General features: G+C 46.3%; 35 protein-coding genes. 33 read left to right on the plus strand and 2 right to left on the minus strand.

Annotation, left to right across the window (positions count from 1 at the left end):
- Nucleotides 1-218: 218 nt before the first annotated feature.
- From MLD56_RS02410 to MLD56_RS02455, 11 genes are all read left to right on the plus strand, one after another.
- Nucleotides 219-470 (plus strand): hypothetical protein, encoded by a 252-nt coding sequence (locus MLD56_RS02410; protein WP_029517874.1) that lies wholly within the window; start codon nt 219-221, stop codon nt 468-470.
- Nucleotides 467-712, plus strand: a complete 246-nt coding sequence (locus MLD56_RS02415) for a hypothetical protein (protein WP_029517873.1) — start codon at nt 467-469, stop codon at nt 710-712. The genes MLD56_RS02410 and MLD56_RS02415 overlap by 4 nt, the downstream gene beginning before the upstream one ends.
- A gap of 101 nt (nt 713-813) precedes the next feature.
- Nucleotides 814-1,761: a YqaJ viral recombinase family nuclease gene (locus MLD56_RS02420; RefSeq protein ID WP_029517872.1), complete on the plus strand. Its 948-nt coding sequence runs from the start codon at nt 814-816 to the stop codon at nt 1,759-1,761.
- A gap of 10 nt (nt 1,762-1,771) precedes the next feature.
- Nucleotides 1,772-2,665, plus strand: coding sequence for a recombination protein RecT (gene recT / locus MLD56_RS02425; RefSeq protein WP_029517871.1), 894 nt, complete (start codon nt 1,772-1,774; stop codon nt 2,663-2,665).
- A complete protein-coding gene (locus MLD56_RS02430) occupies nt 2,662-2,865 on the plus strand; it encodes a hypothetical protein (protein ID WP_080658635.1) in 204 nt (67 codons plus the stop codon). Before recT ends, MLD56_RS02430 begins: the two co-directional genes overlap by 4 nt.
- A 71-nt stretch (nt 2,866-2,936) precedes the next feature.
- Nucleotides 2,937-3,950: a replication protein gene (locus MLD56_RS02435; protein WP_029517870.1), complete on the plus strand. Its 1,014-nt coding sequence runs from the start codon at nt 2,937-2,939 to the stop codon at nt 3,948-3,950.
- Nucleotides 3,916-5,202: a replicative DNA helicase gene (locus MLD56_RS02440; RefSeq protein ID WP_029517869.1), complete on the plus strand. Its 1,287-nt coding sequence runs from the start codon at nt 3,916-3,918 to the stop codon at nt 5,200-5,202. Before MLD56_RS02435 ends, MLD56_RS02440 begins: the two co-directional genes overlap by 35 nt.
- 13 nt (nt 5,203-5,215) lie before the next feature.
- The gene (locus MLD56_RS02445; protein WP_013372040.1) at nt 5,216-5,410 is read left to right on the plus strand and encodes a DUF6906 family protein; all 195 of its coding nucleotides are present in this window, start codon (nt 5,216-5,218) and stop codon (nt 5,408-5,410) included.
- Between the two features lie 348 nt (nt 5,411-5,758).
- Entirely contained in the window at nt 5,759-5,893 is a 135-nt protein-coding gene (locus MLD56_RS25950; RefSeq protein WP_277397972.1) for a hypothetical protein, read from the plus strand.
- A complete protein-coding gene (locus tag MLD56_RS02450; protein ID WP_049817009.1) occupies nt 5,890-6,432 on the plus strand; it encodes a hypothetical protein in 543 nt (180 codons plus the stop codon). Before MLD56_RS25950 ends, MLD56_RS02450 begins: the two co-directional genes overlap by 4 nt.
- 6 nt (nt 6,433-6,438) lie before the next feature.
- The gene (locus MLD56_RS02455) at nt 6,439-7,275 is read left to right on the plus strand and encodes a hypothetical protein (RefSeq protein WP_241113460.1); all 837 of its coding nucleotides are present in this window, start codon (nt 6,439-6,441) and stop codon (nt 7,273-7,275) included.
- A 78-nt stretch (nt 7,276-7,353) separates the two neighbouring features.
- On the opposite strand, the gene MLD56_RS02460 is transcribed toward MLD56_RS02455, so the two are convergent.
- Nucleotides 7,354-7,656, minus strand: a complete 303-nt coding sequence (locus tag MLD56_RS02460; protein ID WP_029517865.1) for a hypothetical protein — start codon at nt 7,654-7,656, stop codon at nt 7,354-7,356.
- A 185-nt stretch (nt 7,657-7,841) separates the two neighbouring features.
- Here MLD56_RS02460 and MLD56_RS02465 point away from each other — a divergent pair, with 185 nt between their 5' ends.
- From MLD56_RS02465 to MLD56_RS02490, 6 genes are all read left to right on the plus strand, one after another.
- Entirely contained in the window at nt 7,842-8,081 is a 240-nt protein-coding gene (locus MLD56_RS02465) for a hypothetical protein (RefSeq protein ID WP_029517864.1), read from the plus strand.
- A 110-nt stretch (nt 8,082-8,191) separates the two neighbouring features.
- A complete protein-coding gene (locus MLD56_RS02470) occupies nt 8,192-8,674 on the plus strand; it encodes an ArpU family phage packaging/lysis transcriptional regulator (RefSeq protein ID WP_029517863.1) in 483 nt (160 codons plus the stop codon).
- 98 nt (nt 8,675-8,772) lie between these two features.
- Nucleotides 8,773-9,513, plus strand: coding sequence for a methylamine utilization protein MauJ (locus MLD56_RS02475; RefSeq protein WP_029517862.1), 741 nt, complete (start codon nt 8,773-8,775; stop codon nt 9,511-9,513).
- Nucleotides 9,514-9,664: 151 nt separating this feature from the next.
- The gene (locus tag MLD56_RS02480) at nt 9,665-10,180 is read left to right on the plus strand and encodes a hypothetical protein (protein WP_241113461.1); all 516 of its coding nucleotides are present in this window, start codon (nt 9,665-9,667) and stop codon (nt 10,178-10,180) included.
- Nucleotides 10,181-10,952: 772 nt separating this feature from the next.
- Nucleotides 10,953-11,573 carry a hypothetical protein gene (locus tag MLD56_RS02485; RefSeq protein ID WP_029517846.1) on the plus strand — a complete coding sequence of 207 codons (621 nt, stop codon included), beginning with the start codon at nt 10,953-10,955 and terminating at the stop codon, nt 11,571-11,573.
- 218 nt (nt 11,574-11,791) lie between these two features.
- Entirely contained in the window at nt 11,792-12,208 is a 417-nt protein-coding gene (locus tag MLD56_RS02490; RefSeq protein WP_029517845.1) for a hypothetical protein, read from the plus strand.
- 15 nt (nt 12,209-12,223) lie between these two features.
- Here MLD56_RS02490 and MLD56_RS02495 read toward each other — a convergent pair whose 3' ends face one another.
- Nucleotides 12,224-12,382, minus strand: coding sequence for a hypothetical protein (locus tag MLD56_RS02495; RefSeq protein WP_161627005.1), 159 nt, complete (start codon nt 12,380-12,382; stop codon nt 12,224-12,226).
- Nucleotides 12,383-12,620: 238 nt separating this feature from the next.
- Here MLD56_RS02495 and MLD56_RS02500 point away from each other — a divergent pair, with 238 nt between their 5' ends.
- The 16 genes from MLD56_RS02500 (at nt 12,621) to MLD56_RS02575 (ending at nt 25,706) form a co-directional block, all read left to right on the plus strand.
- A complete protein-coding gene (locus MLD56_RS02500) occupies nt 12,621-13,925 on the plus strand; it encodes a site-specific DNA-methyltransferase (RefSeq protein WP_029517844.1) in 1,305 nt (434 codons plus the stop codon).
- A 138-nt stretch (nt 13,926-14,063) separates the two neighbouring features.
- Entirely contained in the window at nt 14,064-14,282 is a 219-nt protein-coding gene (locus tag MLD56_RS02505; RefSeq protein ID WP_013372024.1) for a hypothetical protein, read from the plus strand.
- A gap of 145 nt (nt 14,283-14,427) precedes the next feature.
- Complete coding sequence (locus MLD56_RS02510) at nt 14,428-14,928, plus strand: hypothetical protein (RefSeq protein ID WP_029517843.1); 501 nt, start codon at nt 14,428-14,430, stop codon at nt 14,926-14,928.
- 66 nt (nt 14,929-14,994) lie between these two features.
- A complete protein-coding gene (locus MLD56_RS02515) occupies nt 14,995-15,879 on the plus strand; it encodes a phage terminase small subunit-related protein (RefSeq protein WP_029517842.1) in 885 nt (294 codons plus the stop codon).
- Nucleotides 15,873-17,561 (plus strand): terminase large subunit, encoded by a 1,689-nt coding sequence (locus MLD56_RS02520; RefSeq protein WP_029517841.1) that lies wholly within the window; start codon nt 15,873-15,875, stop codon nt 17,559-17,561. Before MLD56_RS02515 ends, MLD56_RS02520 begins: the two co-directional genes overlap by 7 nt.
- A 3-nt stretch (nt 17,562-17,564) precedes the next feature.
- Nucleotides 17,565-19,061 (plus strand): phage portal protein, encoded by a 1,497-nt coding sequence (locus MLD56_RS02525; RefSeq protein ID WP_029517840.1) that lies wholly within the window; start codon nt 17,565-17,567, stop codon nt 19,059-19,061.
- Nucleotides 19,054-19,884: a phage minor head protein gene (locus MLD56_RS02530; RefSeq protein ID WP_029517839.1), complete on the plus strand. Its 831-nt coding sequence runs from the start codon at nt 19,054-19,056 to the stop codon at nt 19,882-19,884. The genes MLD56_RS02525 and MLD56_RS02530 overlap by 8 nt, the downstream gene beginning before the upstream one ends.
- Nucleotides 19,885-19,908: 24 nt before the next feature.
- Entirely contained in the window at nt 19,909-21,147 is a 1,239-nt protein-coding gene (locus MLD56_RS02535; protein WP_029517838.1) for an XkdF-like putative serine protease domain-containing protein, read from the plus strand.
- A 24-nt stretch (nt 21,148-21,171) separates the two neighbouring features.
- Nucleotides 21,172-22,104 carry a phage major capsid protein, P2 family gene (locus MLD56_RS02540; protein ID WP_029517837.1) on the plus strand — a complete coding sequence of 311 codons (933 nt, stop codon included), beginning with the start codon at nt 21,172-21,174 and terminating at the stop codon, nt 22,102-22,104.
- Nucleotides 22,104-22,466, plus strand: a complete 363-nt coding sequence (locus MLD56_RS02545) for a Rho termination factor N-terminal domain-containing protein (RefSeq protein ID WP_029517836.1) — start codon at nt 22,104-22,106, stop codon at nt 22,464-22,466. The genes MLD56_RS02540 and MLD56_RS02545 overlap by 1 nt, the downstream gene beginning before the upstream one ends.
- Nucleotides 22,435-22,818 carry a head-tail connector protein gene (locus MLD56_RS02550; protein ID WP_029517835.1) on the plus strand — a complete coding sequence of 128 codons (384 nt, stop codon included), beginning with the start codon at nt 22,435-22,437 and terminating at the stop codon, nt 22,816-22,818. The genes MLD56_RS02545 and MLD56_RS02550 overlap by 32 nt, the downstream gene beginning before the upstream one ends.
- Nucleotides 22,815-23,141: a hypothetical protein gene (locus MLD56_RS02555; RefSeq protein ID WP_029517834.1), complete on the plus strand. Its 327-nt coding sequence runs from the start codon at nt 22,815-22,817 to the stop codon at nt 23,139-23,141. The genes MLD56_RS02550 and MLD56_RS02555 overlap by 4 nt, the downstream gene beginning before the upstream one ends.
- On the plus strand, nt 23,128-23,622 hold the full coding sequence (locus MLD56_RS02560) for an HK97 gp10 family phage protein (RefSeq protein ID WP_029517833.1): 495 nt from the start codon (nt 23,128-23,130) through the stop codon (nt 23,620-23,622). The genes MLD56_RS02555 and MLD56_RS02560 overlap by 14 nt, the downstream gene beginning before the upstream one ends.
- Complete coding sequence (locus tag MLD56_RS02565) at nt 23,622-24,116, plus strand: hypothetical protein (protein ID WP_029517832.1); 495 nt, start codon at nt 23,622-23,624, stop codon at nt 24,114-24,116. Before MLD56_RS02560 ends, MLD56_RS02565 begins: the two co-directional genes overlap by 1 nt.
- Nucleotides 24,113-24,373, plus strand: a complete 261-nt coding sequence (locus MLD56_RS02570; protein WP_029517831.1) for a hypothetical protein — start codon at nt 24,113-24,115, stop codon at nt 24,371-24,373. Before MLD56_RS02565 ends, MLD56_RS02570 begins: the two co-directional genes overlap by 4 nt.
- Entirely contained in the window at nt 24,354-25,706 is a 1,353-nt protein-coding gene (locus MLD56_RS02575; RefSeq protein WP_029517830.1) for a phage tail sheath subtilisin-like domain-containing protein, read from the plus strand. The genes MLD56_RS02570 and MLD56_RS02575 overlap by 20 nt, the downstream gene beginning before the upstream one ends.
- The last annotated feature ends 3 nt before the right edge of the window (nt 25,707-25,709 follow it).

The raw sequence follows: 25,709 nt of genomic DNA on the forward strand, positions 1-25,709 counted from the left end.
CGGACAGGCCATGTCGGCCTTGTCTTCCGGCGTCGGACGGTAACATAACCTACTCCCGTTCGGCGTCGGAAGATGCGGCTGACGCATCACACAAAGCAGCGACACGATGGTACGTGTACACGCGATGGTGAGAATATCAGGCGGAAAACGACGGAGCGCGCCTGACTGCTGGTTCGAATCCAGTCTGCTTGAAATTACATATGGAAGGAGGAAACTTTGTGCAAGTTATTCAACGTTTGACCGTTGTCTCTAATCCAACAAGGATTTTTGAAATTGGAACGGAGCTAAGCGGCAGCGAAATCATTGAGATTAAGCAAGTCGCTACGGAATATGAAAATAATGTCCATTCTGAATTCCATATTTTAGATGAAAATGATGAGCTCATTGTCAGTATCGAGAATGCACCAGTGATCGTCGAGTATCGGCAGATCGTAGAACATGATGAAATCATGGAAGGAGAATCGGCATGAACGCAACTCATAAAAAAGTGGTGGAGTTTTTTGCAAAAATTAGCATCGACGAATCTGTGGATGTTAATGAGTTTTTAGAAGCTATCGCGTTAAATGTGGGGCTTTATACTGCGCTGAAAATCAAGACAGTGGGACAAAGAGAAGTCACAGAGCAGTTCAAAAGCATCATTGATACTGGCCTCAAGATAGCGAATAGCGAAGTTGTACCGAAACGAGTTAGCTTTTTCATTATAAAAAAATAGCCCGCGGCAACGGGCTATCACTGATCTTTTGAAAACTAAATATGTGAATACGGCCATCTTATCATGGGTGGCCGTTCCTAACAAGAGGGAGCGATATATATATGGCTATGAATGTAGCTGCTATTACAAAAGGTATTGAACGTGACGAATGGTTGAAATTGCGTAAACGCGGCATTGGTGGTTCTGATGCCTCTGCTGTCGTTGGGCTGAACCGATACAAGTCACCCGTTGGTGTCTTTTTAGAAAAAACGGATCAGATTGTACCAGACGAACCAGGCGAAGCAGCTTACTGGGGCAACCAGTTAGAGGATTTAGTCGCTCGTGAGTTTATGAGCCAAACTGGGTTGCGTGTGCAACGCAGCAATAAGATGTATCAGCACCCTACACATAAATTTATGTTGGGTAACGTGGACCGCCTGATTTTAGACAAGGGTGGTCGAGGACTTGGCATCCTGGAATGTAAAACAGCCAGCGCCTATAAGCTGAGCGAATGGGCCGACGATCAGGTTCCTGATGAATATGCCATTCAGCTCCAACATTACATGGCCGTACTTGGTGTGGATTACGGGTATTTTGCCGTTCTGATCGGTGGTCAGAAATTTCAATACAAGCTGGTCGAACGAAACGAGGGCATTATTGATTCTCTCATACAGATCGAGGACGAGTTTTGGAACAAGCATGTAATTCCAAGGGTTCCCCCGGTGGTAGACGGTAGCGCTGCTTCGACTGAGCTACTGAATCGCTTGTATCCTGCTTCTCGGCCAGCGACAGAAATTACGCTGGAGAAAGATCAGGCATTGCTTGTGGACAAGCTCATTGCCGCTAAAGAGAACGCACAAGTGGCTGCGGAACAGGTTAAGCGGTTGGAGAACGAGCTGAAAGCCGTGATGGGTGACCATGAAATGGCAGTTTATGACGGTGAACCTGTGCTGACATGGAAATCCAGTCAAACAACACGCCTGGACACTAAGCGCTTGAAGCAGGAACAACCGCACATCTTTGAAAAATACGCAAACACCACGTCTTCAAGACGTTTTCTGGTGAAGTAAGGAGGCTATTATGGCAGGACAACGCAGTAACAATCAATTGGAGAGGAAGCTTCAGGACAAGGCGGCTGGGGCAAAAAACGATGCGCCTACACCTTCTCAGACCATTGCCGCTTATATGGACAAAATGAAGTATCAGATTGCGGAGGCTATGCCTAAGCATATGAGCATTGATCGGCTCAGTCGTATTGCCCTGACGACGATTCGCACGAATCCGAAGCTACTGGAATGCTCTATGCCGTCTCTCATGGGGGCGGTCATGCAAGCGGCACAGCTTGGTCTGGAACCAGGCCTGATCGGTCATTGCTACATCATCCCATACGGTACAGAAGCCACATTCATCATCGGCTACAAGGGCATGATTGATCTGGCACGACGGTCTGGAAACATTAAGTCTATTGCCGCTCATGAAGTCTATGAAAATGATTTCATTGAGCTGACATATGGGCTGGAGGAAAAATTGCAGCACGTTCCTTGGTTTTTGCGCAAAGATGAACAACCGAAGGAGTCGGGCAAAATCATCGGAGCTTATATGGTTGCCAAGTTTAATGACGGCGGTCATTTTATCCATTACATGCCGATCAGCGAGATTGAGGAGCATAGGAAACGTTCCAAGGCATCTAGTAAAGGGCCTTGGGTGACTGACTATACCGAAATGTGCAAGAAGACAGTTGTACGTTCCGGATGGAAGTGGCTACCCATCAGCGTGGAAATTGCTTCTGCGGTTACTCAGGATGAAACGGTACGTAAAGATATCACTCCAAACGATGAACCTTTTGTCTTTGATATGCCAACTGAACCTAAAGACGGTGAAACACATCAGACAGGTGACACAGTTCAGCCAAATAACACTGATTCACAGCAGCCTGCTGATGGATCAGGTCAGGACGAACTGGAATTTGAATGAGTTCTATAGATGAGATTACCGGCAAGCCGCTGTTACGCAGCATGATCGGTGAACACATTTGGCGGATTAAAGAGTCCGACCCTGTAGCCTTTAAACGCGAGGTACGAGAATACTTCGCGCGGGGTTATCCAGGTTGGACAGTGGTTCGAGCTAAGTACCCTTATATATTTCTGCGGGATGATAGGGAGCAGAGTGTGTAAATGATTCTGGGCGGTGTGAAGAAGCGAACGGTATTTATATAAAAATCGCAAGAGATTAGGTGGTGAAGCCGGTGGACTCCAATGTAAATCCTCAGCCTACGGACGCACATATACGCATATCACATGAAATACATCGAGAGCTGATCCGGCGGAAGTTTACTCAGCGGCAGCGGGATATTATTGATTTTGTCCTCACGCTGAGCTGGGGATGCGGGAAGCCATCGGCCAAAATCCCTATGCTTAAACATTTTGAGCTATGTGGTGTTCGTAAGGAACATATCAAAAAGGAACTAAAAAAGCTGGTTGAAAATCATGTTCTGTTTTGGGACGAGCACATGAATGTGTTCCAGATCAATAAGCACTATGACATGTGGACTGTCGATGTGGTGGAACGATATGACCCCAAAATGATGAACGATTTAATCAAAATTAACATTGAAACTCATACCCCAAATCTCGGCAAACCAGTTACTAAAAAAGTAACTGAGTTACCAAAAAAGCAACCGATCCGAGTTACTAAAAAGGTAACTCAGTTACACAAAAGGCAACTGTTCAGTTACCAAAAAGGTAACTCGCCAGTTACTAAAAAGGTAACTGTGAAGCGTGATTTTTCCTGTCATACCAAGGGATTTCGGCTCTCTAAAACAATATTTAAAGCAATTATTAAAAAAAACACTACTACATCTTTAGATACTGTACAGGAGTTAGATACAGAACAAAGGGGTGGGGGAGGAGAGATTCCCTCGGATCATTCCTTTGGCTATATCTACCGCGCTTACGAAAACAATTTTGCAGATAACGGGAAAGTGACCCCGTTTGAAACCGAAGACTTGGGAGCCCTTTTCGACGATTACGGTGGAGAATGGCTCCTGAAAGCCATGAGGGAAGCCGTTCGACAGAAGAAAAAGAGTTTGGCTTATGTACGTGGCACGCTGGAAGGATACCGTAAACGCGGGGGACCGGAAACGGAACGCCGAATGGATCGGGCTTCACCGGCGGAAGCAGAAATTCGGGAAGACGACCCCATTACGATCTTGATGAGAAAGGCAGATGAGCAGCGACTTGCTGAATACGGAGTTACTTGAGGCTGAAATATTAGGTTCCTTTTTTCGAGACCCCTCCCTTGTTGGGGAAGTCGCCGTAACACTAGAACCAAGCTTATTTACGCAACCTTGGCATCGCAATCTGCTGAAAATGATACTAGAACTACATCGGACTGAACAGGAACTATCCATGACTATGTTGGTGACGGTATTCGAAAAGCATCTTGAAAAGGTGGGTGGAGTTTCTTACCTGTCTAAACTGGCCAGCTCTGCCGTTGCAGTTTCAATGCTGGAGCAGAATATCAGGCAGCTCATCGAAACTGATGCTCGTCGTAAAGCGCTGGATTTGGTCGGTGAATACCGTGATAAATTTTTGGATTTGTCATCAGGCGGGTTTGAGGAATTACTGGATGAATTTGAACAGCGTTCACTGGATATTCGTCCTAAAGCATTGCAAAAGGATACGGTGGTTGACGACATCATCCAGTGGTATGAGGACTTGGTACTTAAAACGCAAGACCCTTCCCGAGCGCTTGGCATTATGACAGGCTGGTCAGCATTGGACCGACTGACGCTAGGGTTCCAGCGTACTAACCTGGTTGTCATAGGAGCCCGCACCAGCATGGGTAAGTCAGCCGTCGCCAATGAAATTAAGATGCGGGCCACCCAGCGAGGACATAAGGTTGCGGACTTTAGCTTGGAAATGTCCAAGGCGCAGATTTATAACCGGATGATCGCTAATCTGTGCAGTATTCCCCTGCAAGCCATACGTTCAGGGCATCTGAAACCCGAACAGATCGAGCGAATTTCTATGCAGATGGAGTTTTTACGAAAAATTCATATCGACGACAGCCGAGGCGTGACTGCGGAATACATTTGTTCCGAAATGCGCAGATTGAAGCGACAAGAAGGGCTTGATTTGGTCATTGTGGACTACCTGCAGGAAGTGGTTGAGCCTGCTGAACGAAACGACAACAGCGGCTCTGGTTTGCATAGGGTTTGTCAGAAGCTACGGAAGGCGGCAAAAGACTGTGACTGCGCACTGATCGGCTTATCTCAGGTCAAGCAGGATGTGGAGAGTCGGCAGAATAAAAGGCCATTCGTTTCAGACTTATCAGGCAGCGCCGCAATCAGCGCGGTTGCTGACGATATCCTCTTGTTGTACAGGGACGAATATTACAATCCTGATACACCGGACCCGGGTATCTTGGAAATCAACCTCGCAAAACAACGTAATGGTCCTACTGGAGTAGTGAAACTCAAATTTGAGAAAGACACACAACAAATCGCGTAGGGGAGGAACGGACATGAAACAGGGGAAACGACTCACCAAAAAGCAAAAGATTGGATTGTTAAAGGCCAGACCAGGTGTGACACTGGACAACTGGGTCTCAGAACGGGAAACAGCAGATGGGGTCGTGCTGCTAAACAAATTCTCAGGAAAGCGGTGGCTGCTAAATAAGCACTATGGAGCATTGCAGCCTTACAAGGTACGGGCCTGATGCAGCCGTCATGCTGGACGCGCTGGAGCGTCTATGAGTACCTGAAACATCGGTTTGTCCGTACTGGACAAGTTCCGAATGAATCGGAATTACTCGAGGAGCTGCCGGACATCGATCGGAGCGAGCTGTCTGAGGGGATGGCCGAATTTCGCCTGATTCTTGGTGACTGGCCTATCGCTGGAGGTGACGGGTCATGCAGCGCCAGATAAAGGACCCGATGTATCAAACTCAGTTAAAGCAAACTGTACGAAACCGAAGCGGCAGGGTGATAGGCGAGGTATTTGTGCTTGACTCGGCCATGTTCCCAGTAAAGATGTCACGCAAGCACAAGAAGAGGGGAAGGAAACATTGATGAAAACAGTTTGCACTGATGAGATTTACCGCGTTATTGACGATTTAGAGACAAAAGCGGAAACGTCCGAATCCGGGGCGGCTGAGGCTTTGCAATATGCAGCTTCTGAGCTTAGGAAGGTGCTGAAATGATTAGCCGCTATGTAGGCGTTGACCCTTCCACAAAGACAGGCATCGTGATATTGGACGCACAAGGGAATGTGCTTAAGAAAATTGAGATCGAAGGGGTAGGGGAAGATCCTGGACGCATTAACGATGTTGTTGTTCGGACCCTTCGACTGATAGAACGAACGGACTGTGTAGCTATCGAGAATTTTTCCCACGGCTCGACTGGGGCCTATGTAGGTCAGCAATATGCAATAGGTTGGGCGATCCGTATCGGCCTTTACGTACGCAAGCAGTCCTATATTGAGGTAGCGCCTAATTCGCTTAAAAAGTTTGCAACTGGAGTAGGAAGGGGCGGCAAAGAAGATTTGATTCTTCCAATCTACAAGCGATGGGGATTTGAAGACCCCAGTGATAACGTCCGTGACGCATTCGTATTGGCTCAAATCGTCCGGGCCATACATGAGCCGGTTCAGTTGATTAAACCGCAGCAGGAAGTAATTCACAATCTTTTGTATCCACCAGCTAAGAAACCAGCTACTAAAAAAACCAAGAGGGGAAAGTGATTTAACATGGGGAAAGATTACGCAAAATTCATGGCTACAACAGCTAACAAAATTGTATTTGGTGACAAAGACGTGGAGCTCAAGCTGACAATTCCACACAAGGTTGCTCAGCAAAATCTTGAGTTTCTGACCAGCAGCTTAAACAAAGAAATTCAGGTGCTTCTGGGCGATCCGCAGGCCAGTTTTGATTTTGAGGACCAAGACGATGATATGTACCGTAAATGGACAGGCCGCCGTGTAACTGCGGACGCATCTGGAGTTGTTATTTCTGCCCAAAGGCCGGAACCAGAACACGATGAAAACCAAGCGGAAATGTTTGGCCCAGAGCAAGCAGAGGACGATACACCTGCAGGCGACGATCAAGCCGAGCAAGGAGAGCAGGAACAAACCGACCAAGCTGGTCAGGACAAGCAGCCTGGTAATCAGGAAGGCGAGGAAGCTTTCGACGATATTCCGGAATGGATGCGCGAAGTTGGAGATGATCAAGAGGGTGAAACTGGTGAGGAAAATGGGCAGCGAGGCGATGATTCTGCCCCTCGTGAAATGAACTTTGGTGAAGATGAGGCCAGCGGAGCTGCTGAAGGATCTGATCAAGAGCATGAAGCTCCCGAAACCATAGAGATCGATAAGGATACTTTGGAGAATTACATTTTGGAGAAACGCCCAGTGTTCGAAGATCTGACCCTTGATTTCCCTGCTCTATATGAACAGAAGCGAAAAGAAGGAGTTACCTGGCGCGACATTGCAGTGGATGTTGGTATGACAACAGGTCAGCTCAACACTCAACTGACCAAGTACAAAGGTCGCGTTAAAGAGCAAATGGCTCAATCAACTGCTGTTTAATATAAATCCTTTGCAGCGTGGCCCCTACCCTCACGGACTATGGTGGCCACTTGCACCTATAAAACGGAACGTATGATCTTAATCCTCTTTCATTTTCATTTCAACTAAATGTCTGCAATGAGGGCACTGGGAAGTCAATGAAAAAGTTTTCTTCTCATTGATGTTAAGCAGAGATACCAGTTGAACAACTATTCCCGGAAGTGAAAGCATTCCTAATATTAATGCAATTGAGTTAACAGCTGGAGTACTTACTAGCGCTTTTTTGTCAGTAAGCACATCAAATATTAGATAGCCTATAAAAACAACAAGTCCTGTTACATTCACGATAAAAAGTAATTTTAAAACGGTCTTCGTCCAGCGTTTTATTTTTTTATACGTCATAAATATCACCTCATTTGTTATAACGGCAGACTTAATAGAAAGATTCATATTTCCCAAAAAGAATTTTGAAAGGGTGAGTGACATGGAACAACTACTAAGAAGTCTACGACTACGGTAAACATCTTGGAAGAGTGATGACTAAAGTTTGAAATTCAGAGGACTTTGCTACTAAGGAGGTGTGAACCTTGGCAAACATTAACGCAGCGATAGAGCGGCTCATGGATATGCGTTTGGAACTGGATGATACGATGCGATTGCTCGGTTTTGACCCGGAAGCATCGGACCGTCAGCAGGCAGGGACGAACGAGCGTGTGTTGCTTCATTTACAGGATATATACGATGTGTTGGATGCTCCGAGACCAAATGGGGACTATGCGAAGCAATTGGTACAAGAAACGATGAAAATTGCAAAGGAAGAGATGTAATGCTGTTCGTCTTCCACAAGAATACAAACAACCCCCGCATTCCTTGGCCGGGCTCGCGGGGGTCATTACTCTTAAACCTCATCAATTATACCACGGGTGAGGGGAACATGATGGGGAAAAGAAGAAAAAACAACTTACAGCTTACTTTTAACATTCTGCCGGTCGATGAGAAAGCTACCCGCCTTGCGGTGGAGGAATATTTGGAGACGATTCGGCAGTATCGGCAGATTGGTTTTGTTAGGCGCGAGGCTGCTATAATGCAGTCCTATACTTATAGAGAGCATCAATCCACTAATGCAATCAGTAAGCAGACGGAAGACATCGCCACTTATAACGTTGATAAAGAGGCGGAGCTTCAGTCGAAAGATAGGCTGCTGGAGCTGGCGATGAGCAAGCTGTCCAGCATGCAGCGTGAGGTGATTCAGCGGAGTTACCTGGATGATGAGGGCGAGTTTGATTACATTAGCTGTGGCGAGATGGGAATTAGTGAGAGCTCATTTAGACGGATTAAGGCTGATGCGATAAGCATACTTGCTGTGGCGCTAAGATTAGCTGTGATCAGGGAAGAGAATGATGGAGTGGCAGTATCTTAAACAGACCATTTTTTTTGATCTGTTTTTTCGACATTTTTCGCTAGATATTACAATGGGAAAGTTTCCGATATTACTTATGGAATGAAAGGAGAGACCAGATGGATAATTATATTATGTATTCAGCTAAATCAGTTTCTTTATTACAAGAGGGAGAATTTTCGATTGTTCCTTCAGCCACTGAAATTTCAGTCATAAAAGTGAAAACACTTAATGAACCTATTAGTGATCCTAAGAATGCTCCTAAAAATGGGAAGGTTATTATTTCGGTTTACTTTTCCAAAGGCATTTCTTTCGAGTCGGCAGAGAAGTTGGGAGATAAACTAGCTGATCAATTTTTTAACCATTTTTCTTATATAAAAGATATAGGGCTTGGCAGGAGTGAATACATCCGCAGCAGTTTTGTAGAGTCAGAAATAATATCGAGGATGGAAGTGAATTATTCAATTATGTCGCCTATCGAATCGAGCGATATTGAAAATGTATTGGGGAGCCTTGAAAACAATAATTTAAACTTAAATTATATGAAGCTATATAGAACGGCTTTGAATAATACTGATCCTATAGCTAAATTTATGATTTTATATAGTATTTTAGAATTTATTTTGCCAGGGAGAGGACAGTATAAGGTCTGCAATTTTGCAGTTAGAAACGGGTATAAAAAAGAGCATCACAACAAGGTACTGAGTAGACGAGAATGTATTTTTACTTGGTTAAGAAATAAAATTGGTCACACAGATGGTGATGTGGATTTTGAACAAGTTAAAGCTTTGATGAGCCAAAATAATCTAAGACTAGCTGAATTGACTAAATCAGCTATCGACAAGACATCAAAACTTTAAAAAAACTATCGTAGAAGTTTGTTAACAAGTTTTTAAAATCTAGCAATAAAAGAGGGAGTTTTTTTGAGTGAATTTTTCGGGTAAAGGACCAGCTAGCAGGTACTTAAAGGGCAAGTACGATCTCAAACCATCTATATTTGGGGATATCTCGATGGAAAAAGGAGAGATTTTTAAAAGAAAACTTATTGCCGATCATACGTATGATGAATTAAAGGCAATAAAGACAAGTATCAATGTCCAGACTAGTTCGGGTCAGAGTCTTGGTGTAATAATGGCTATTATTTCATTATTTTTTTCAACTGCCCTAATGCCATTAACATTTTATTTGCAGCAATCGGTTAAGCCTATTGATTGGTGGCATGAAACCAAGATGATGCTATACAAAGAGAATATAGGGGAGGAAAAGGATTTAGAAAAGTTAGTGACTTTTTTATCGAAAGACATTTTGAAAGATCAAGCATCGCTTTTAGATGATTTGAGAGGTGGCCTTCAAAACCTAAATATTACACTAGGGGTAGTATTAGGAGTGGCCTTCGCAATCATATTTGTTTGCTTGTATATAAAAAAATGGAACAAGTATATAAGTGCTTATGTAAATGGCGCTTTTGAAGAAGTTGAAGAAAGAAGATCAAAGAGGAAGGTCATGAATCGGGGATTTAAAAGGTGATTGTTTTTTGAATGAAAAATGAACGTTTTATGGAGCGCCACTGGACTTTTTATGTGGTAAATTTGTATCATGGAAAATCAAATAAGGAACGAACCGAGGTGCTAATACTTCGGCGATGAGGTCGGTCAATGTGCCGGCTTTTTTGTTGCGGCTCGTACAGGCCGAGGGAAAACTGCTAACCGGCGGAAACATCGTACCAGACCCAGTCCGAAAGATTTTGTTGCGGGGTTCAATTCCCCGACGCGTCATTATTATTACGAAAAAGTGAGGAAAGAGCAGCTTTTGTTCTGTTATTTCGCTATTTCTGTGCTGCATCGAAGTTTCGTGTTTTGACTTGAATTTCGGCAGCTCAGTAAAATGGTCTTGTTCTTCCTCTCTAGTAACTAAGTACAATGCTTTTATGCAACAGCGTAGCGTTTTGCATCCCGCTTGCGGGAATAGAACCTATCGCTGTTTCTTTTTTCGGGTTTTAAATAAGCGCCTTAGTTGATTTGGTGCTGTAAATACATAGGCAGATACAAGTCACTCATTTGGGTGGCTCTTTTTATTGCCTTGAAAGGATTTTTGGTTTGAAGAAGAAGCAGAAGAAAGGAATTTTGCTCCCGTTGAAAGCCCACCAAAACAGCCGAAGAAATGCAAAGGTTGTGTATGGGGGAGATGGGATGGGGTTAAACAGTTTTGTAGTAGACCTGTTTGTATTAAAAATAGTTGATTGTCACATATTGTATCATTTTGGAAATCCGGTTATTATTGTTCGGGGGAGTTGAGAAATGTGAACAATAAAAGCAAAGTTCAGAATCCACTTACAATAATAGCAATCTTCGCGGGAATTGCAGAATTGGCTGGTACTACAGTTTTACTAGGACTTCCATTAGAAATCCAAAGCGTCTTTGTGTGGTTTGTAATGTTGTTCCCTATTGGATTAGTAACAGCATTTTTCTTGGTACTACTATTTAAACACAAAGTCCTATATGCGCCGAGTGATTTTGTAGATGAAAGCAATTTTATGAATTTACTTCAAAATAAAAAGGTTCAAAATGAGCTCATTGAGGTTGTGGATTTGCTAGAACAGGTAAAAGAAAGTAATACAGCAAATGAGCAACTCAAACACACTCTTACTGAAGCAATGCTTAAACTTGAAAATGCAAAATTAAACAACAAATTGAACTCTAAAGAAATAATGAAATCTAGCGGGGTAAAAAGGTACTATCATAAAGAAAATCTTATAAGTGCCATATTTGATGTCATAATAGAAAATGGTGAAAAAGGTGTTTCCTTAAAGATGTTATCAGATGAAATAGGTTTGGGAATAGTGGATATCGAAAATACCGTTAATCAATTATTTGATGAGGGATTGCTTTTGAGGAAAAACGGGAAGTATTACAAAGTTTAAGCATCCATAAGGGTGCTTTTTTCTTTTGCCTTCATATGATGGAATGTGAGTCGTTCTAAGCTTGTTTATATGAGAACGTCCGATTACAGGGATCAGTCGATTGAAGAGCGGAGAACAGCGTCTGAGTGAGCGTATGAACGTATATGACGGTCACCCAAACGTTGAAACCAACTCAACACAATTCTGTGGTATTATTGCCCAAAAGGATGGTGTCCAATTTGGAGCAGCTAATCACAATCGAACAGTTGGAAGAGTTATCGCAAGATCAGAAGGATCACCTCAGGGAATGGTGGTATTCAAGCAACCCGGGCAGGTTCGACCTTTACGTCGTGTTGTACAAGTATGACGATGGATTGAAGTATGAAGGACCATTTGTGAATTCAGGGGTTAGGAATTTTGTTGAAGACTTCAATACTGGTGAAGCATTACCTCTGCTATCAATCGGTCAAATGATTGCAATCATTAAAGATAAAGCAAAAAGCGAATTCACATTCAAACATAGTCATGTTGCAACGTATAATTATGATCGATGGGATATTCCGAAATTTGTATTGCCAGACGGCAGACTCAGCAGCGTGATCGTTCACACGGAACTTCGCGATGCATTATGGTTAGCGGTTAAGGCAGTACTTTAATACACCTAAATATAATCAACGAGGACGACCTTTAGGGTTTGTCCTTTTTTGTTTCGTCCCTTTCACGATTAGTGCATGGGCTGGGAAGTATGCACCCATCATAGTACAAATTGCAGGTATCGTTTTATCGAGAGCAATCTTTGCAAGTTCATAAATCATTTCAGTAGTTGTCATGGTGGAAATTCCTCCTAGTGTTTTGTACCTTAACTATCGTTCTATCCCCCCGTCCGGTTGCGGCCATCTGAAAATTTCTTTTCTTGGGGATTGAAACGTGTTTCTTTGGCATAATTCCGCCTTTACTCTTATAGTCGGGCCATGGTCTAAAAAAGGTGCGGAGCTTGCTGCACTTCCTTATACGGGTGCGTCCACGGATACTTTAGAAGGACAACAAAACTTTTTCGAGGTGATAGAAATGAACATTAGAATCGTGTCGATCGATCAGATTAATGCAGCAGCCTACAATCCCCGTGCTGACCTTCAGCCTGGCGATGTTGAATATGAGAAGCTGAAGCGCAGCATAGAGGAATTCGGTTATGTAGAGCCGATCGTCTGGAACGAACGCACAGGAAATATGGTCGGTGGCCATCAACGTTATAAGATCCTGGTCAACGAGCTGGACCACACTGAGCTGCAGGTTTCTGTCGTGGATCTGGACGATCAGCAGGAGAAGCTGTTAAACATCGCTTTGAACAAGGTGTCTGGTCGTTGGGATGATGAGGCTTTGGGCAGATTGTTGGGTGAGTTGCAGGCTGATGGAGCCGATCTGGTGTTGTCTGGCTTTGAACAGGAGGAATTTGAGGATCTGATCGCAGAGTTTGGTACTGTTCCAGATACGGAGATTGAAGTTCCAGTCGTTGAGGATGATTTCGATGTTCAAGGTGCATTGGATAACATCCATGTGCCTGAGACACAGCGGGGTGATATCTGGCAGCTTGGTCCCCATAGATTGATGTGTGGGGACTCTACCAGTGAAGAGGATGTCGGCTGTTTGATGGATGGAGAGCTGGCAGCATTGGTTGTGACTGATCCACCTTATAACGTCGCTGTCGAGAGTGATTCGGCACGCTTGGCTGCCGATGGCCGCAGCAGCATACAAAATGACGACATGCCTGCAGAGGAATTTGTGGGCTTTTTGCATTCCGTTTTTGAACGTTATGCCAGTTTGATGGATCCGGCAGCAGGTATTTACGTTTTCCATCCTTCGTCCTATCAGAGAGAATTCGAAGACGCCATGAATGCTGCAGGTATTGTTGTTCGGAGTCAGTGCGTGTGGGTTAAGAACGCGGCATCGTTCGGCTGGTCGCAGTATCGTTGGCAGCATGAACCTGTTTTCTACGCCCACTTGAAGAAAAAGGCCCCTTCTTGGTACGGTGACCGCCGGCAAACTACAGTTTGGCGTTCTGGTCTGCCAGTAGAAGAGCCTGAGCAATCGACGGTCTGGGAGGTATCCCGTGGAGATGTCGGGAAGTACGTTCATCCAACACAGAAGCCTCTTGAGCTCCTGGCCATACCAATTAAGAACAGCAGCCGACCTGGTAATACTATTGTCGATCTCTTTGGAGGAAGCGGGTCCACGCTGATGACTTGTGATCAAATGGACCGACCTTGCAGGACCATGGAGATTGATCCGAAGTTCTGCGATGTAATCAAACAGCGATACCAAGAGTCCACCGGCATTGAGCCTGTACTTATTCATCGTGTAGTTCCAACAGCATAATAAAAAGGAGGACGCGGTAACGTCCTCCCCCCCAATCCAGGGTATCCCCCGGCTGAGACAGCGGCCCGCCACGCGTGGCATTTTGCGAACATCCGCTGTCTCGCATTCCAGTATATAGGAAAGCCGAGGGATACGACAATGGGAACAGACAACGAACAACAAGATGCATTACTACAACGTGAGATAGAGATCGTCGAGGGAATCCTCGAATCCAAGGCGCAGTACCGGAAGATTGTTAAAGCTGGTATAGCTCAGTGGGTCAAAGACCTGCAAGCTGGAAATATAAAAATGCAGACGGTCCAGGACTTGGATCGTCTGATTGAATTGGATATAAAGCTTCAGAAGGACGAGCTGTAAAAGCCCCTAATAATCTTGCTAGTTGATTGATAAATATGGATTTATTAAACAAGATTATGATTATATTGTAAGGAAAATTAAAAACATGGAATCTTTTAGTAGACTGAGGTGGTAGTTAAATATACAAATATAGGAGGAATAAGCTTTGAAGAAGAAACATTTTATTGTACCAGCCTTGGCACTAGGTCTAATTGGGGGAGCTATTGCTGTACCCAGTGCGATCTTTGCGGATTCGGATGCTGTAAGTACTTCCGCAAATACATCCACTACGGCGACTCAAGCTCCAGCTACTACACCCACAGGCGACCATGTCATTACTCCACAAGCTACTGATGGACAAATTGTCGACCGTCCAGTAGCTGGATTTAATGATTCTGCTGATTTTGACATTAAAGGAGGATATGGATATGTAAGACTGTACTTGAGAAATACAGGAAACACTACTATATCCTTTACCGTAAATCAGGGAAGTGTATCTGGTGCGGAAAAGTACAGTGGAACGGTAAAACCGGGTAAAACATTCGATGAAATATTAAATTCAAGCAAGGCGTGGTCCGCAGGGAAATTTTATGTTAGTTTAAGTAGTGGTTCTGGCTCCATGTCTGGAAAGCTCGGAGTTCGGACTAGTACTAATACGAATTTTTAAATATAATTGCTGGGAAAGCGAGCCAATGAGGCTCGCTTTTTTTGTTGGGGGTGGTGATTGTGTAACATGGCGAGAGAACGGAGCCCTGAACGGGACAAAGCAAAACAGATGTGGCTGGAGAGCGGCGGAGCGATGAAGCTAAAAGACATCGCCGCCGCTCTTTCTATTCCTGAGGGAAGGGTACGCAAATGGAAGTCTATGGACCGCTGGCAGGATCAATTGAAAGGGAACGTTTTTGATTCGTCCAATGGGAACGTTCCAAATGGAACGAAAGGGAACACTCCTAATCCAAGGGGAGCGCCAAAGGGGAACAAAAATGCTGTTGGCAATCGCGGCGGTGCTCCCCCAGGTAACCAAAACGCCAAGGGTAATAGTGGTGGGCCGGGCGGTCCCTATCGCAACAAGAAGGCCCTTAAGACAGGGATGTATGAAACTATCTTTCTGGATGCCTTGGAGGAAGACGAGCAAGAGCTGTTTGATCAGATTGATACTTCTCCTTTGGCACAGCTCAATGAACAGCTTATTATGCTGTCTATCCAAGAACGGCGACACATGCGCCGGGTCAAGCAGCTTGAAGCTGGCCTGACCGACGAGGAAAAGAAGATCAAACAGGAGTTACACCAGCGTAAAGACAAGGTTCCTTACACTAGCCTGAAGACAGGTAAGCAAATAAGTCTGTCTGTTGAAACCGAAGGGATGAAGGTCACGGAAATTACAACCGTCACTACTTCCAAGCTGGATAAGATTTTGAAACAGGAAGAAGCATTGGTCAAAACCCGTGATAAAAAGCTTCGGGTCATTAACCTTATTGCCAGCTTGCAGCAGGAGGAAGAAAAGCTGGAGATAGCGCGCGAACGGCTGGAGCTGGAGAAACGCAAGTTGTTAGGGTATGGTGGCCCGGAAGGGGACGAAGGCGATGAAGACGATGAGGAAGATGACGACGAATGGTAATTACTCTTGCTAAGGAGCATCGCAAACGAGCAAAACAGCGACTAAGAGATCGGCCTAAACAATTAGATGAGCTAAAGGGGATTCTAGCCGATTTTGAACAGTTCTGCTGGCGTATGCTCAAGATCAAGACGAAGAGCGGCCGCATTATGCCGCTGACGCTCAATGATGCTCAACGGACATTTGTCCGTGAAGTATTTAGGCAAATCGAAGCTGGCAAGCCTGTCCGGATTATCATCCTTAAAGCCCGGCAGATGGGTTTTTCCACTGTCACGGAAGCGCTGATCTATTATTTCACGTCCCTGCAAGAAGCCAAGAACGCATTTATCGTTGCGCAGTCTTCTGATGCCTCCAGCAACCTTTATGATATGTTCCAGTTCTATTATGAAAAGGTGCCAGCAATCATCAAGCCAATGAGCCGAAAGAACAATGCTAAGAAACTCACCTTTGAGAATCCAACGATTCGGACAGCGGACCGCCGTAGGAATCCGGGGCTGAAATCGAAGATCACTGTACAGACTGCGGAAAGTCGGGTGCTTGCCCGTTCGGATACGATTCATTACCTGCATGCTTCAGAGGTGGCGTTCTGGCCAGCCAAGAAGAAAAAGAAGCATCTATTGTCCCTGCTGGCAGCTCTGTCCAAAGAGCCTGGTAGTTTGGGCGTGATCGAATCTACAGCTAATGGCATGGAAGAGTTCAAAAAAATGTGGGATGCAGCCGTTAAGGGCGAGAGTGATTTTACTCCGCTCTTTTTTGCGTGGTTCGAAATGCCTGACTATCGTAAGCCAGTTCCGCCAGGCTTTGAGTTAACCGAAGAAGAACGGGAGCTAAAAGCAAAATATAGTTTGGACGATGAACAATTGCAATGGCGGCGGTATACCATTCGAAACGATTGCGGCGGCGATCCGCGGCAGTTTGACCAGGAGTACCCTTCTGAGCCTGATGATGCTTTCTTACTATCCGGTGAAGGCATCTTTGATAACAAATTTATCAAACAATTGCGGGATGGAATCAGTATCATTGGCAGTCACTACGAAATTGATTTTGTTAAAAACAAGATCATCCTGGCGCATGCTGGCGAGCTGGTTATTTATCGGCAGCCGGAGCAAGGAAAAAGGTACGTTCTAGCGGCTGATACTGCTAAGGGTAAGGAAGATGGCGACTATGATGCTGCTTACGTAATAGAGGAACGCACAGGGGAAATGTGCGCAGCTCTGCATGGCAAATGGGACACCGACTTGTATGGTAAAAAGTTGAACACGCTTGGTTTGTATTACAACACGGCACTGTTGGCCGTGGAGAACAACAACACTGGGGAATCCGTTCTGAATACGTTGTTCAATACTTGCCACTATCCGCTATTGTTCATGCACAAGAAGGGAACCATGGGGTGGAACACCAACCAGGCAACTCGCCCTGTCATGATCAGTGACTTTAAAGAAGCGATCAGGGATCAGCTTTTCGATATCTACTGTCCAGAGTTGTACAGCGAGTGCATGACGTTAATAGACAAGAACGGCAGGGCTGAGGCAGACAGTGGGTGCCATGATGACAGAATCTTGGCGTATTCCATTGCGTTGCAGGTCCGGCAGGTGGCTGATAAATGGTTTGAATGGTTCAAAAAGAAACAGCAGCAGCGGGCAGAGTCCCGTGATGATTACAACGAGGAAGTGGGGTGGATTTAAACAATGAGTGAAGGAAATGCACAATGGTTTCAGATCAGCAAAGCAGACGACGAACGGCATATACCGTCCAGTGCTCAATTGCCGGATTTATTTGACGATCTGTACGATCTTCACGGTCTGTTACCCTTTGCACTCGGTAATGACCCTGCTTCCTGTAAGCTGCTGGTCAAAAACTCAAATATCATACCTCAGTGCATTGAGGCATACAAGCGTAACATAGCCGGTTATGGCATTGCCTTAGAGTATTTGCCAGGAGAGAGCGACGAAACTGCACTGGATGAATGGAACAAAGCCGAAAAGTTCCTTGAAACTTGCAATCTGGAGGATACCCCGGACGAAATCATCAGTCAGTTGATTGACGATTTGGAAAGTACGGGGATGGCTCATGTCGAGGTAGCTTGGCCTGTAGGTTCGGAGTTCCCGACCATTTTCCGGATGAACCCGAAATATGTCCGCTGTACGAAGGAAAGTAACAAGGCGACTATCAAACGCAAGCGGCGAATCAGCTCCACAAAGCAGGTAGAGGAATTTTCGCAGGAAATCTATACCCGTCGCTATGCTATGAAGCGCAATACATCTGTCGTGTGGTTCCGACTTTTTGGGACAGATGTAGATGAAGGTAAAGAGGAAAATCAGATCATCCCTCTTCGCATCGGTCATGACGGCCCTTATGGTGAGCCACGATGGTTCGGCAATGCGCCTGGTGTGGTTGGCAGTCGCGAAGCTGAGGAACTGAACGTGTCCTATTTTTCCAACGGGCGTATGCTCTCCATGATTTTGACCGTCACCAATGGTCGCCTTACCAAGCAATCGATGGAATTGCTGAAAAACGTGAAGGGCTCACAATCTCAAGGAGGTATCCTGTACCTTGAAGCCAAGGGAGAAGAGACGGGCGGCCCGATGGATGAGAAAGTCGAGAAGGTTGCTATCAAGCTGGACAAGCTGAATGACCTTCTACAGCAGGATGCCTTGTTCCTGGAATACGGGAAGGAGAAAAAAGCTGATATCTTGTCCGCTTTCCGGCTGCCTCCAATCTTGGTCGGTCAAAGCTCGGATTATAACAGGGCGACCGCCGATGCAGCTTTACGCTTTGCTGAGGAACAGGTTTTTGAACCATACCGCAAGTGGATTATGGCAGAGATATTTAATAAACGCCTGTTCCCGGCTATGGACATTTTCCGAGTGCGTGCCGTGTTGAGAGGGCCGAAGATTATAGACCCTGCGGATCGTAAGGCTATGCTGGACTTTATCGCAGACCGTGGGATTATGTTGGTTCGGGATCTGATTCCGATTGCTGAGGATGTGTTGGGGACGACCATCGACGAAACCAAGTTTACCGAGGAATACCTGGACACACCTATTGCGCAACTTGCCAGCAGCCAACCGGCGTTGCTCGATCCGGAATCAAACGGTGATACAGACGATCTTCAGAACCGGATGGCTACAATTGCCAAACGCTTGTTAAAACAGGCTGACAAGGAGGCTGGCTTACATGTGTGAGTCCTGCTGGAAGTTGATTGTCAAAGCAGACGACGATGAATTTTTGGATAGTTTGGAATTGTCGTACGTTGAGCGTAAGGTGCTGGAAGAACTGTACAAGCAGGGCGAGGATCGCATAACTGAGATTCTGGAGCTACAGGGGCAAGCCCTTCATGATGCCATTTCGGAACTAAGCGAGGATGCCCTGGGTGATATCGGGGAGCTGGGTAAGGTACTTATTGCCTTGCATACCACGGATGTATTCGCGGAGCTGTTCGAGCAGGCCGTCCAAGAAGCATTTGAACCGTTGTTTCATTTGGCCGGAGAAACAGAGCTGTCCGCGTTGGACAAGGAAAAGGTATGGAGCACTAGCAACAAGGCTGCTGGGCGTTTTACCAAGAAGCTTAAAAAGCTGGTTCCAGACATGAACAAAGCTTCTACGGATGTGTTGCTGCGTAGCTTCGGCAAAGCCATTGAGGAAGGGGCTGCACCTTCCGAGCGGGCATTACTAGTGCAGGAGGTTAGTGCTCAAGCAGCCAGCGGGGAAGATGGTCCATTTAGTATGCAGCGTGCGCAGCGGGTATCACGTACCATGAGCACAGCAGCCGCCAACGGTGGCAAGTTGGAGGGCTGGAAGCAGTCGGAGATTGCCAAGGGAAAGAAATGGCGGTCTGCTGCTGGCACACGTACCCGCAGGAGCCATCGCAAGGCCAATGGTCAGGTGGTTCCGTTGGATGAACCGTTTAAAGTTGGTGACAGTAAACTGATGTATCCCGGTGATCCGTCCGGGGAGGCAAAGGAAATCGTAAACTGTCGCTGCACGATGCAGTTGGTACTGGATTAATTGTGAGGGGAGGTGAAAGAGAATATGACCTTTAAATTGAAGGATGCAAAGATTACTCATATTTCCCTTGTTGATAAAGGAGCGAACGGTGTTCCATTTGCAATCATTAAATCTGCCGGGAAAAATGCCATCCAGAAGCAAGTACAGATTGCGAAGGTTGACGATGCCAAAAGGGTTGTAATCGGCGTGGTATACCAGCCGGACGTGGCTGACGCTCATGGGGATCAGATGGATGCGGAGGAAATTGAGAAGGCTGCCCATCTCTTCATGGAGAAACAGCATACTTACAACATCGATAAGCAACATGATTTAGACACTGACAAAGGCTATGTAGTCGAATCCTATATTGCTCCTTGTGACATGGAGATCGGTGAACAAACTATTATTAAAGGCTCCTGGGTGGCCGGGGTAAAGGTAACGGATAACGACACTTGGGATGATATTCAGAAAGGCGAGATTACTGGCTTCTCGATGTGGGGTGTCGGTAAGCGGGAAGAGATCAAGGAAGACGGGGAGGTATCTAAAGGGCTCTTGAGTAAAATCGTTAAAGCGCTCGGTGCAATGGGATTGATTGAAAAAGGCGCAGTCGCTGACAAATACAATAAGAACCGTAAGAACCGCGAATTTTGGGCTGCTCAGGATGCCTTGAATGCGGTTCTTTTTCGTTGGGATAGTTGGGAGAGCGGCATGGAGAGCGACCCCGAAGTAATTCGTGAAGCCCTTCAGGACTTTGTGGACATCGCTCAGGAAGTGCTCCTTCAAGAGGATATTGTGAAGGCAATCGGTAGCCCACCTGAACAGATTGCTAAAGCAGGGAAGAAGATTTCTGCGGGCAACCTGAAGCACATTGATGATGCCATTGCTGCATTAACCGAATTAAAAACAAAAACCGACCCTGAAAAAGATGAGGGGTCCGAGGAGGAAGACGATTTGAACGCTGAAGATATTGCTAAGGCTGTACAGGCTGCCGTGGCTCCAATCGCCAAGCAGGTAGAAACCCTGTCGACGCAAGTTACTGAATTAAAGAAACAAGAAGGGGCAGAGTCTGGGCAGCCAGCGGGAACAGAACCACCTGCTGAACCGCAAGCAAACGCTCTGACTGATGCGATTACTAAGGCACTAGCACCGCTGACTGAGAAGGTCCAAGCGCTGGCTACTGACGTACAAGTTGTAAAGAACAGCCGTGGTGGTTCCGCTCAAGGTGGTTCTGGAGAAGACGAAATTCAAAAATCTGGCGGCGTAAGCTTCGGCGGCCTGCTTTAATACCAAGAAGGGAGACAAGCAAATATGAGAACAAACGGACAAATTATCAAGTCCACTATTACGAGCACTTTGGATCAAACAGCTCTGAATTACCAACAGGTGGATAAGTTTACCGAAATGGCTTATGAATCTACGGAGTTTCTAAAGGGGATTCGCACGGTTAACAAGATCAGCTCTAAAGGTACAATTGACAAAATCGGTGTGACTGGCCGTAACCTGCGCAGCAAAAAAGAAAATATTATGGCTGACAATACGCCTACCCCAACATTACCGCAAGTTCCGTATGCCGTAGAGCCAGTTGTTTTGCCATTCGAAATCACCGAGGAATTTATCCGTCAAACCGCTCGTGTGCGTGGTCAGAACGGTGAGGATATTATTATGGCAGCCATGACCAAAAACTATGGTGAAAATATGCAGGATATTGGGTTTAACGGAGATACTGCTACGCCGAATACTGACCCGGATTATGCTTTCCTAAGTATGAATAACGGTTGGTTGAAACATGCGAAGACCAAAGGCAATTACATTGACTGGACGACGTTGAAAGACCCTCAGAAAAAGGGTGTACTGTTTGAACTGGAACGTGCGATTCCAACTCGTCTGCGTACTGGTGGTGTATTCAAGTATTTTATGCACCCGAATACCTTTTCTAAGCGGCTTCAGGCTTTGGCTGAGAAGGACACCAGTGCATCCATTCAATTGCAAATCATGGGCGGAGTGAAGAAGGTAAACAGCTATGAGGTTGAGGAAGTAGCTCATATGCCAGAGGGAGCTATCATCTTTACGTACCAACAGAACTTTGTCTTGGTCAATACGTACGATATGCAGATTCGTAAAACTACCGAGGGCAGAGAGGCCATCTATGCAGACAAGCGTTTCTACGCTATCCATTCCGATTACGACTCTATCTTCGAAGAGCCGGGAGCGGTGGCATACGTCGAAGGGGTGGAATTTTAATGGCCTATATCACATATCGAGGAGAAAACACCTCTTTAATGCTTTACGGCATCCGGTTCCCGGCCAAAGTCCCGGTGTTGGTTGATAGTGAATCTGTGGTTAAAAATTTTCGTGAACGCTCGGATTTTGATATCAAGGAAGAAAAGGTTATTCCGCTGGAAGACTTGACCTTCGTCCAGCTAAAAGATAAGGCTAAGGCTGCCAAGATTGAAGGATTCGGCAGCATGAACAAGTCTGATCTGATTGCTGCTTTGCGTGGCGGTGGTAAGCCTTCCGACAATACGCCTCCTGCGGATGATCCGTCGAAACGGGAAGGGGCTGACGGTAAAAATGCTGACGCCAACAATACTCCAACAGCGTAGCCGCGTAACCCCCATCCAAGAGGCATCGGTAGAGTTGCTACAGCAGTACATCGATGACGCACAGGTGCGAATTGAGCTGTATCTGCCCGTCCCCTTCCCGGCCGAAGCTGATAAGCAGATTATGCTGGCTTGGACCAAGTTGGCGGAGGGACTGGCCCTACAGGACAGCGAGGAATATCTTGCATCGGTAGCGCGTAACTATGCGTCCGAGAGCGATGGAGCTTGGACGTACACCCGACAGGCCGTGGAGGGCAAAACAACGGGCAATCCAGATGTGGATGCAATACTGTTCTTGTGGGTCAAGAAGCAAACGGGACCGGATGATGGTAACATCACCGCATACGTGCTATGAACCACCGTTTTAAAACGCCATTGGCCGTGTATCGTGTTGGTCAAAAACGAGACGATGAAGACCTGTTCGACGATCGGAAATCCGGTAAGATAACTGACGTAAAATGCTTTGTCGTGAAAACGCAGACGGAAGCGAAAGCAGATTCTAAGCCAGTAATATATATCGTCAAAAAGACGGTAGGAGTGCCGCTGGTAACCGACATTAAGCTGAGTGACGAAGTGGTATTGCTAGGCCGTCGATACCTCGTGATTGACTCCATTCCGCGTCGTTACTGGCGTGAGCTGCTTGTAACATATGAGGTGAAGGGAAATGACCGTGCATGATTTCGATGGACTGGCCCGGCGATTCCGTAGGATAGCTGATGAAGGGATGGAACGTATTTTACGTAACATCGCGGAGGCAGCCGGGGAAACGCTGCTCAACCTGATCATTGATGAAATCGACCGACAGGATCTGATCGACACCGGGGCCATGTGGCAGTCCTTTTCCCGTGGTGATGATAACAACGTATGGGAATGGGATGTAGACCGCAACGCAATCACGCTGGAGCTTGGTTCCAATCTTCCTTATGCCCAACTTGTGAATGATGGTTACACCATTGAGAAGAAACATTTTGTGCCGGGCTATTGGAATGGTGGCGGCTCATTTGTCTACGATCCGTCTGCCAAAACTGGGTTCATGGCAAAGCCGCGCAGCTTCATAGGTCGTCACTACTTTGATATTGCTGCCGAGCATTTGGAAGGCGGGATGAACCAACTCATCATGCGCCGCCTGGAAGTCGAACTCGAAAGGATGTTGCGCTGATGATGGATGTGGGAGTAAAAGCCTGGGCTGAGATCGTACGGCGGGTTTATCCTGATCTGTCTATCCTGCGAGATCGGTCTAAATGGCTGGCTGGTGACTTCAAGCTGCCTGCCGTGTTTATCGAGACGGATCTTGTTTCGGACAAGGTTCACACGCCGCGAGCTGATCGGATCATTGAAGATGTGGGGCTGGTGTTCCACTATGACAAGGAACGAGCGGACGAGCAAGACGAGGGGGAGCCTATACCGCTTGATCTTGACCCGTTGTTCCTCTACTTGCGGCAGCAACGGTTTAACGTAGCATCCAAGCGTTTTGGGGTTGTGCTGGTCATTGAGCCGCCACGAACCCGGAAAAAGGCCGACCAAGTAGAGGTCACCTTTAGGTACTCGTATTTGCTCAGTGTACCGAAGCCACTGGTCAATGACGATGGCAGCCCAATTGAGAAGATTAACAATTTTTATATCAGTCACAACGGGGAGGAATTTGACGCATGACTGACGATTTAAACAAACGAAATAAGCAGGAATGGATAGAGAGCGCAGCGATCTTGAAGGCAGAGCCTTACGAGATTGCGGGCGCTCTTTTTGATTGCGCTGCTGACGTCTTACTTTCGCGGGCAGAAGTGGAGCAAAGACTGGATGCGTATTTGCATCCGGTCAAGGAAGCCCCTGCTTCTGTGCCTGTTAAACCAGAAGTATCACAAGTGAAAAAACCAAAGGAGGAAACGCCAAATGACAATTCAGCGGGTTAGGCCCAGCGCGTACATTGAATTGCTAGTAAAGGCACGGTCTCGGGTTGTTCCAACAACTGGCCGCGTACTCATTCCCTATCAGGCCGAATGGGGCGCACCGAACCAAGCCGTAGATATGGCTAATGATTCGGAGCGCCTGAAGGAGTCCGGCAAGCTTGTTGATGTATTGGAGCTTGCTGCCGAAAGCGGGGCGACTGTTATCGGCTACCGGGTTACAAACGGGGAAGAAAAGGCTGCATCTGTCGCTGTTGCTGACAGCTACACTATTGAGGCACGTTATCCAGGAACACGAGGCAATGATTTGGAATACATGGTGCGTCCGGCTCTTATCGATGGCACCAAGAAGGAGATCGTAGTTCGCGACACCAAGGGCGTGTATGACACAGAAACGTATCTAGTTGCAGACAAGGCGGCTGCTGTGGAAGCTCTTAAAAAGTCCGCTATGGTCCGTTTTAAGGATACTGGCGCAACTGCTCTTGCAGACGTGGCTTATACCAAACTGGATGGCGGTACAACTGGCACGGCCATATTGGCAGCGACCGACTGGAATCGTATCTTTAACCGGGTGTACGGCCTGACGTTCGATACTATTTACCTCTCCGCTGTTGATCCGGCTGTACAAGCTTCCGCCAAACAATGGCTGCTAGATCGTCGCGATAAGGGTCATAAGCTGGCGACGTTGGTTGTCGCTGGCCCGGAAGCTACGGACGGCGACATTGAGGCGCACAACGCACGCAGTCGCGCCATGAATGCCCGTTATGTAATTAACTGCTCTCTTGCTGGCGATCACACCAACGGTAAGACCTACACATCCGTCGGATGGGCTGCATGGGTGGCTGGGCTGGTTGCGGGTACACCTGCCAATAAGTCATTTACGGGTGTTGAAGTGCCTATGACATTGGCAAAAGTGGACTGGAGTCACACTGAGGCACTAAAAGGACTGGCAGAAGGAACGCTGATGGCTACACGAGATGGGTACAAATACATTATCGAATCTGCTATTAACACTCTGACCACGATCGGACCAAATGAGCGTGAGGACTTTGGGAAGATTCGCGTTTCCGCTACGATTGACCAAGTAATGAACGATATCTACGAAGCGGGCAAGCGTTGGAAAGCCAAGCTGGATAACGACAAAGAAGGCCGCGGCATGTTTATTGCTGCTGTGTTGGAATATCTTAAAATTCGTGCTCAGCAGAAGGCCATTGCAGACAAATTCAGTTTCTCAGAAAATCCAGATAAGACAAGCGAGAACGATTATGCCTATTTCAAGCTCGGCGCCAAACCGCTTGATGCTATCGAAATTTTCTATACTGACTGGGAGGTGGAATAATAG

This window comes from Paenibacillus peoriae (assembly GCF_022531965.1).
Classification (GTDB): Bacteria; Bacillota; Bacilli; order Paenibacillales; family Paenibacillaceae; genus Paenibacillus; species Paenibacillus polymyxa_D.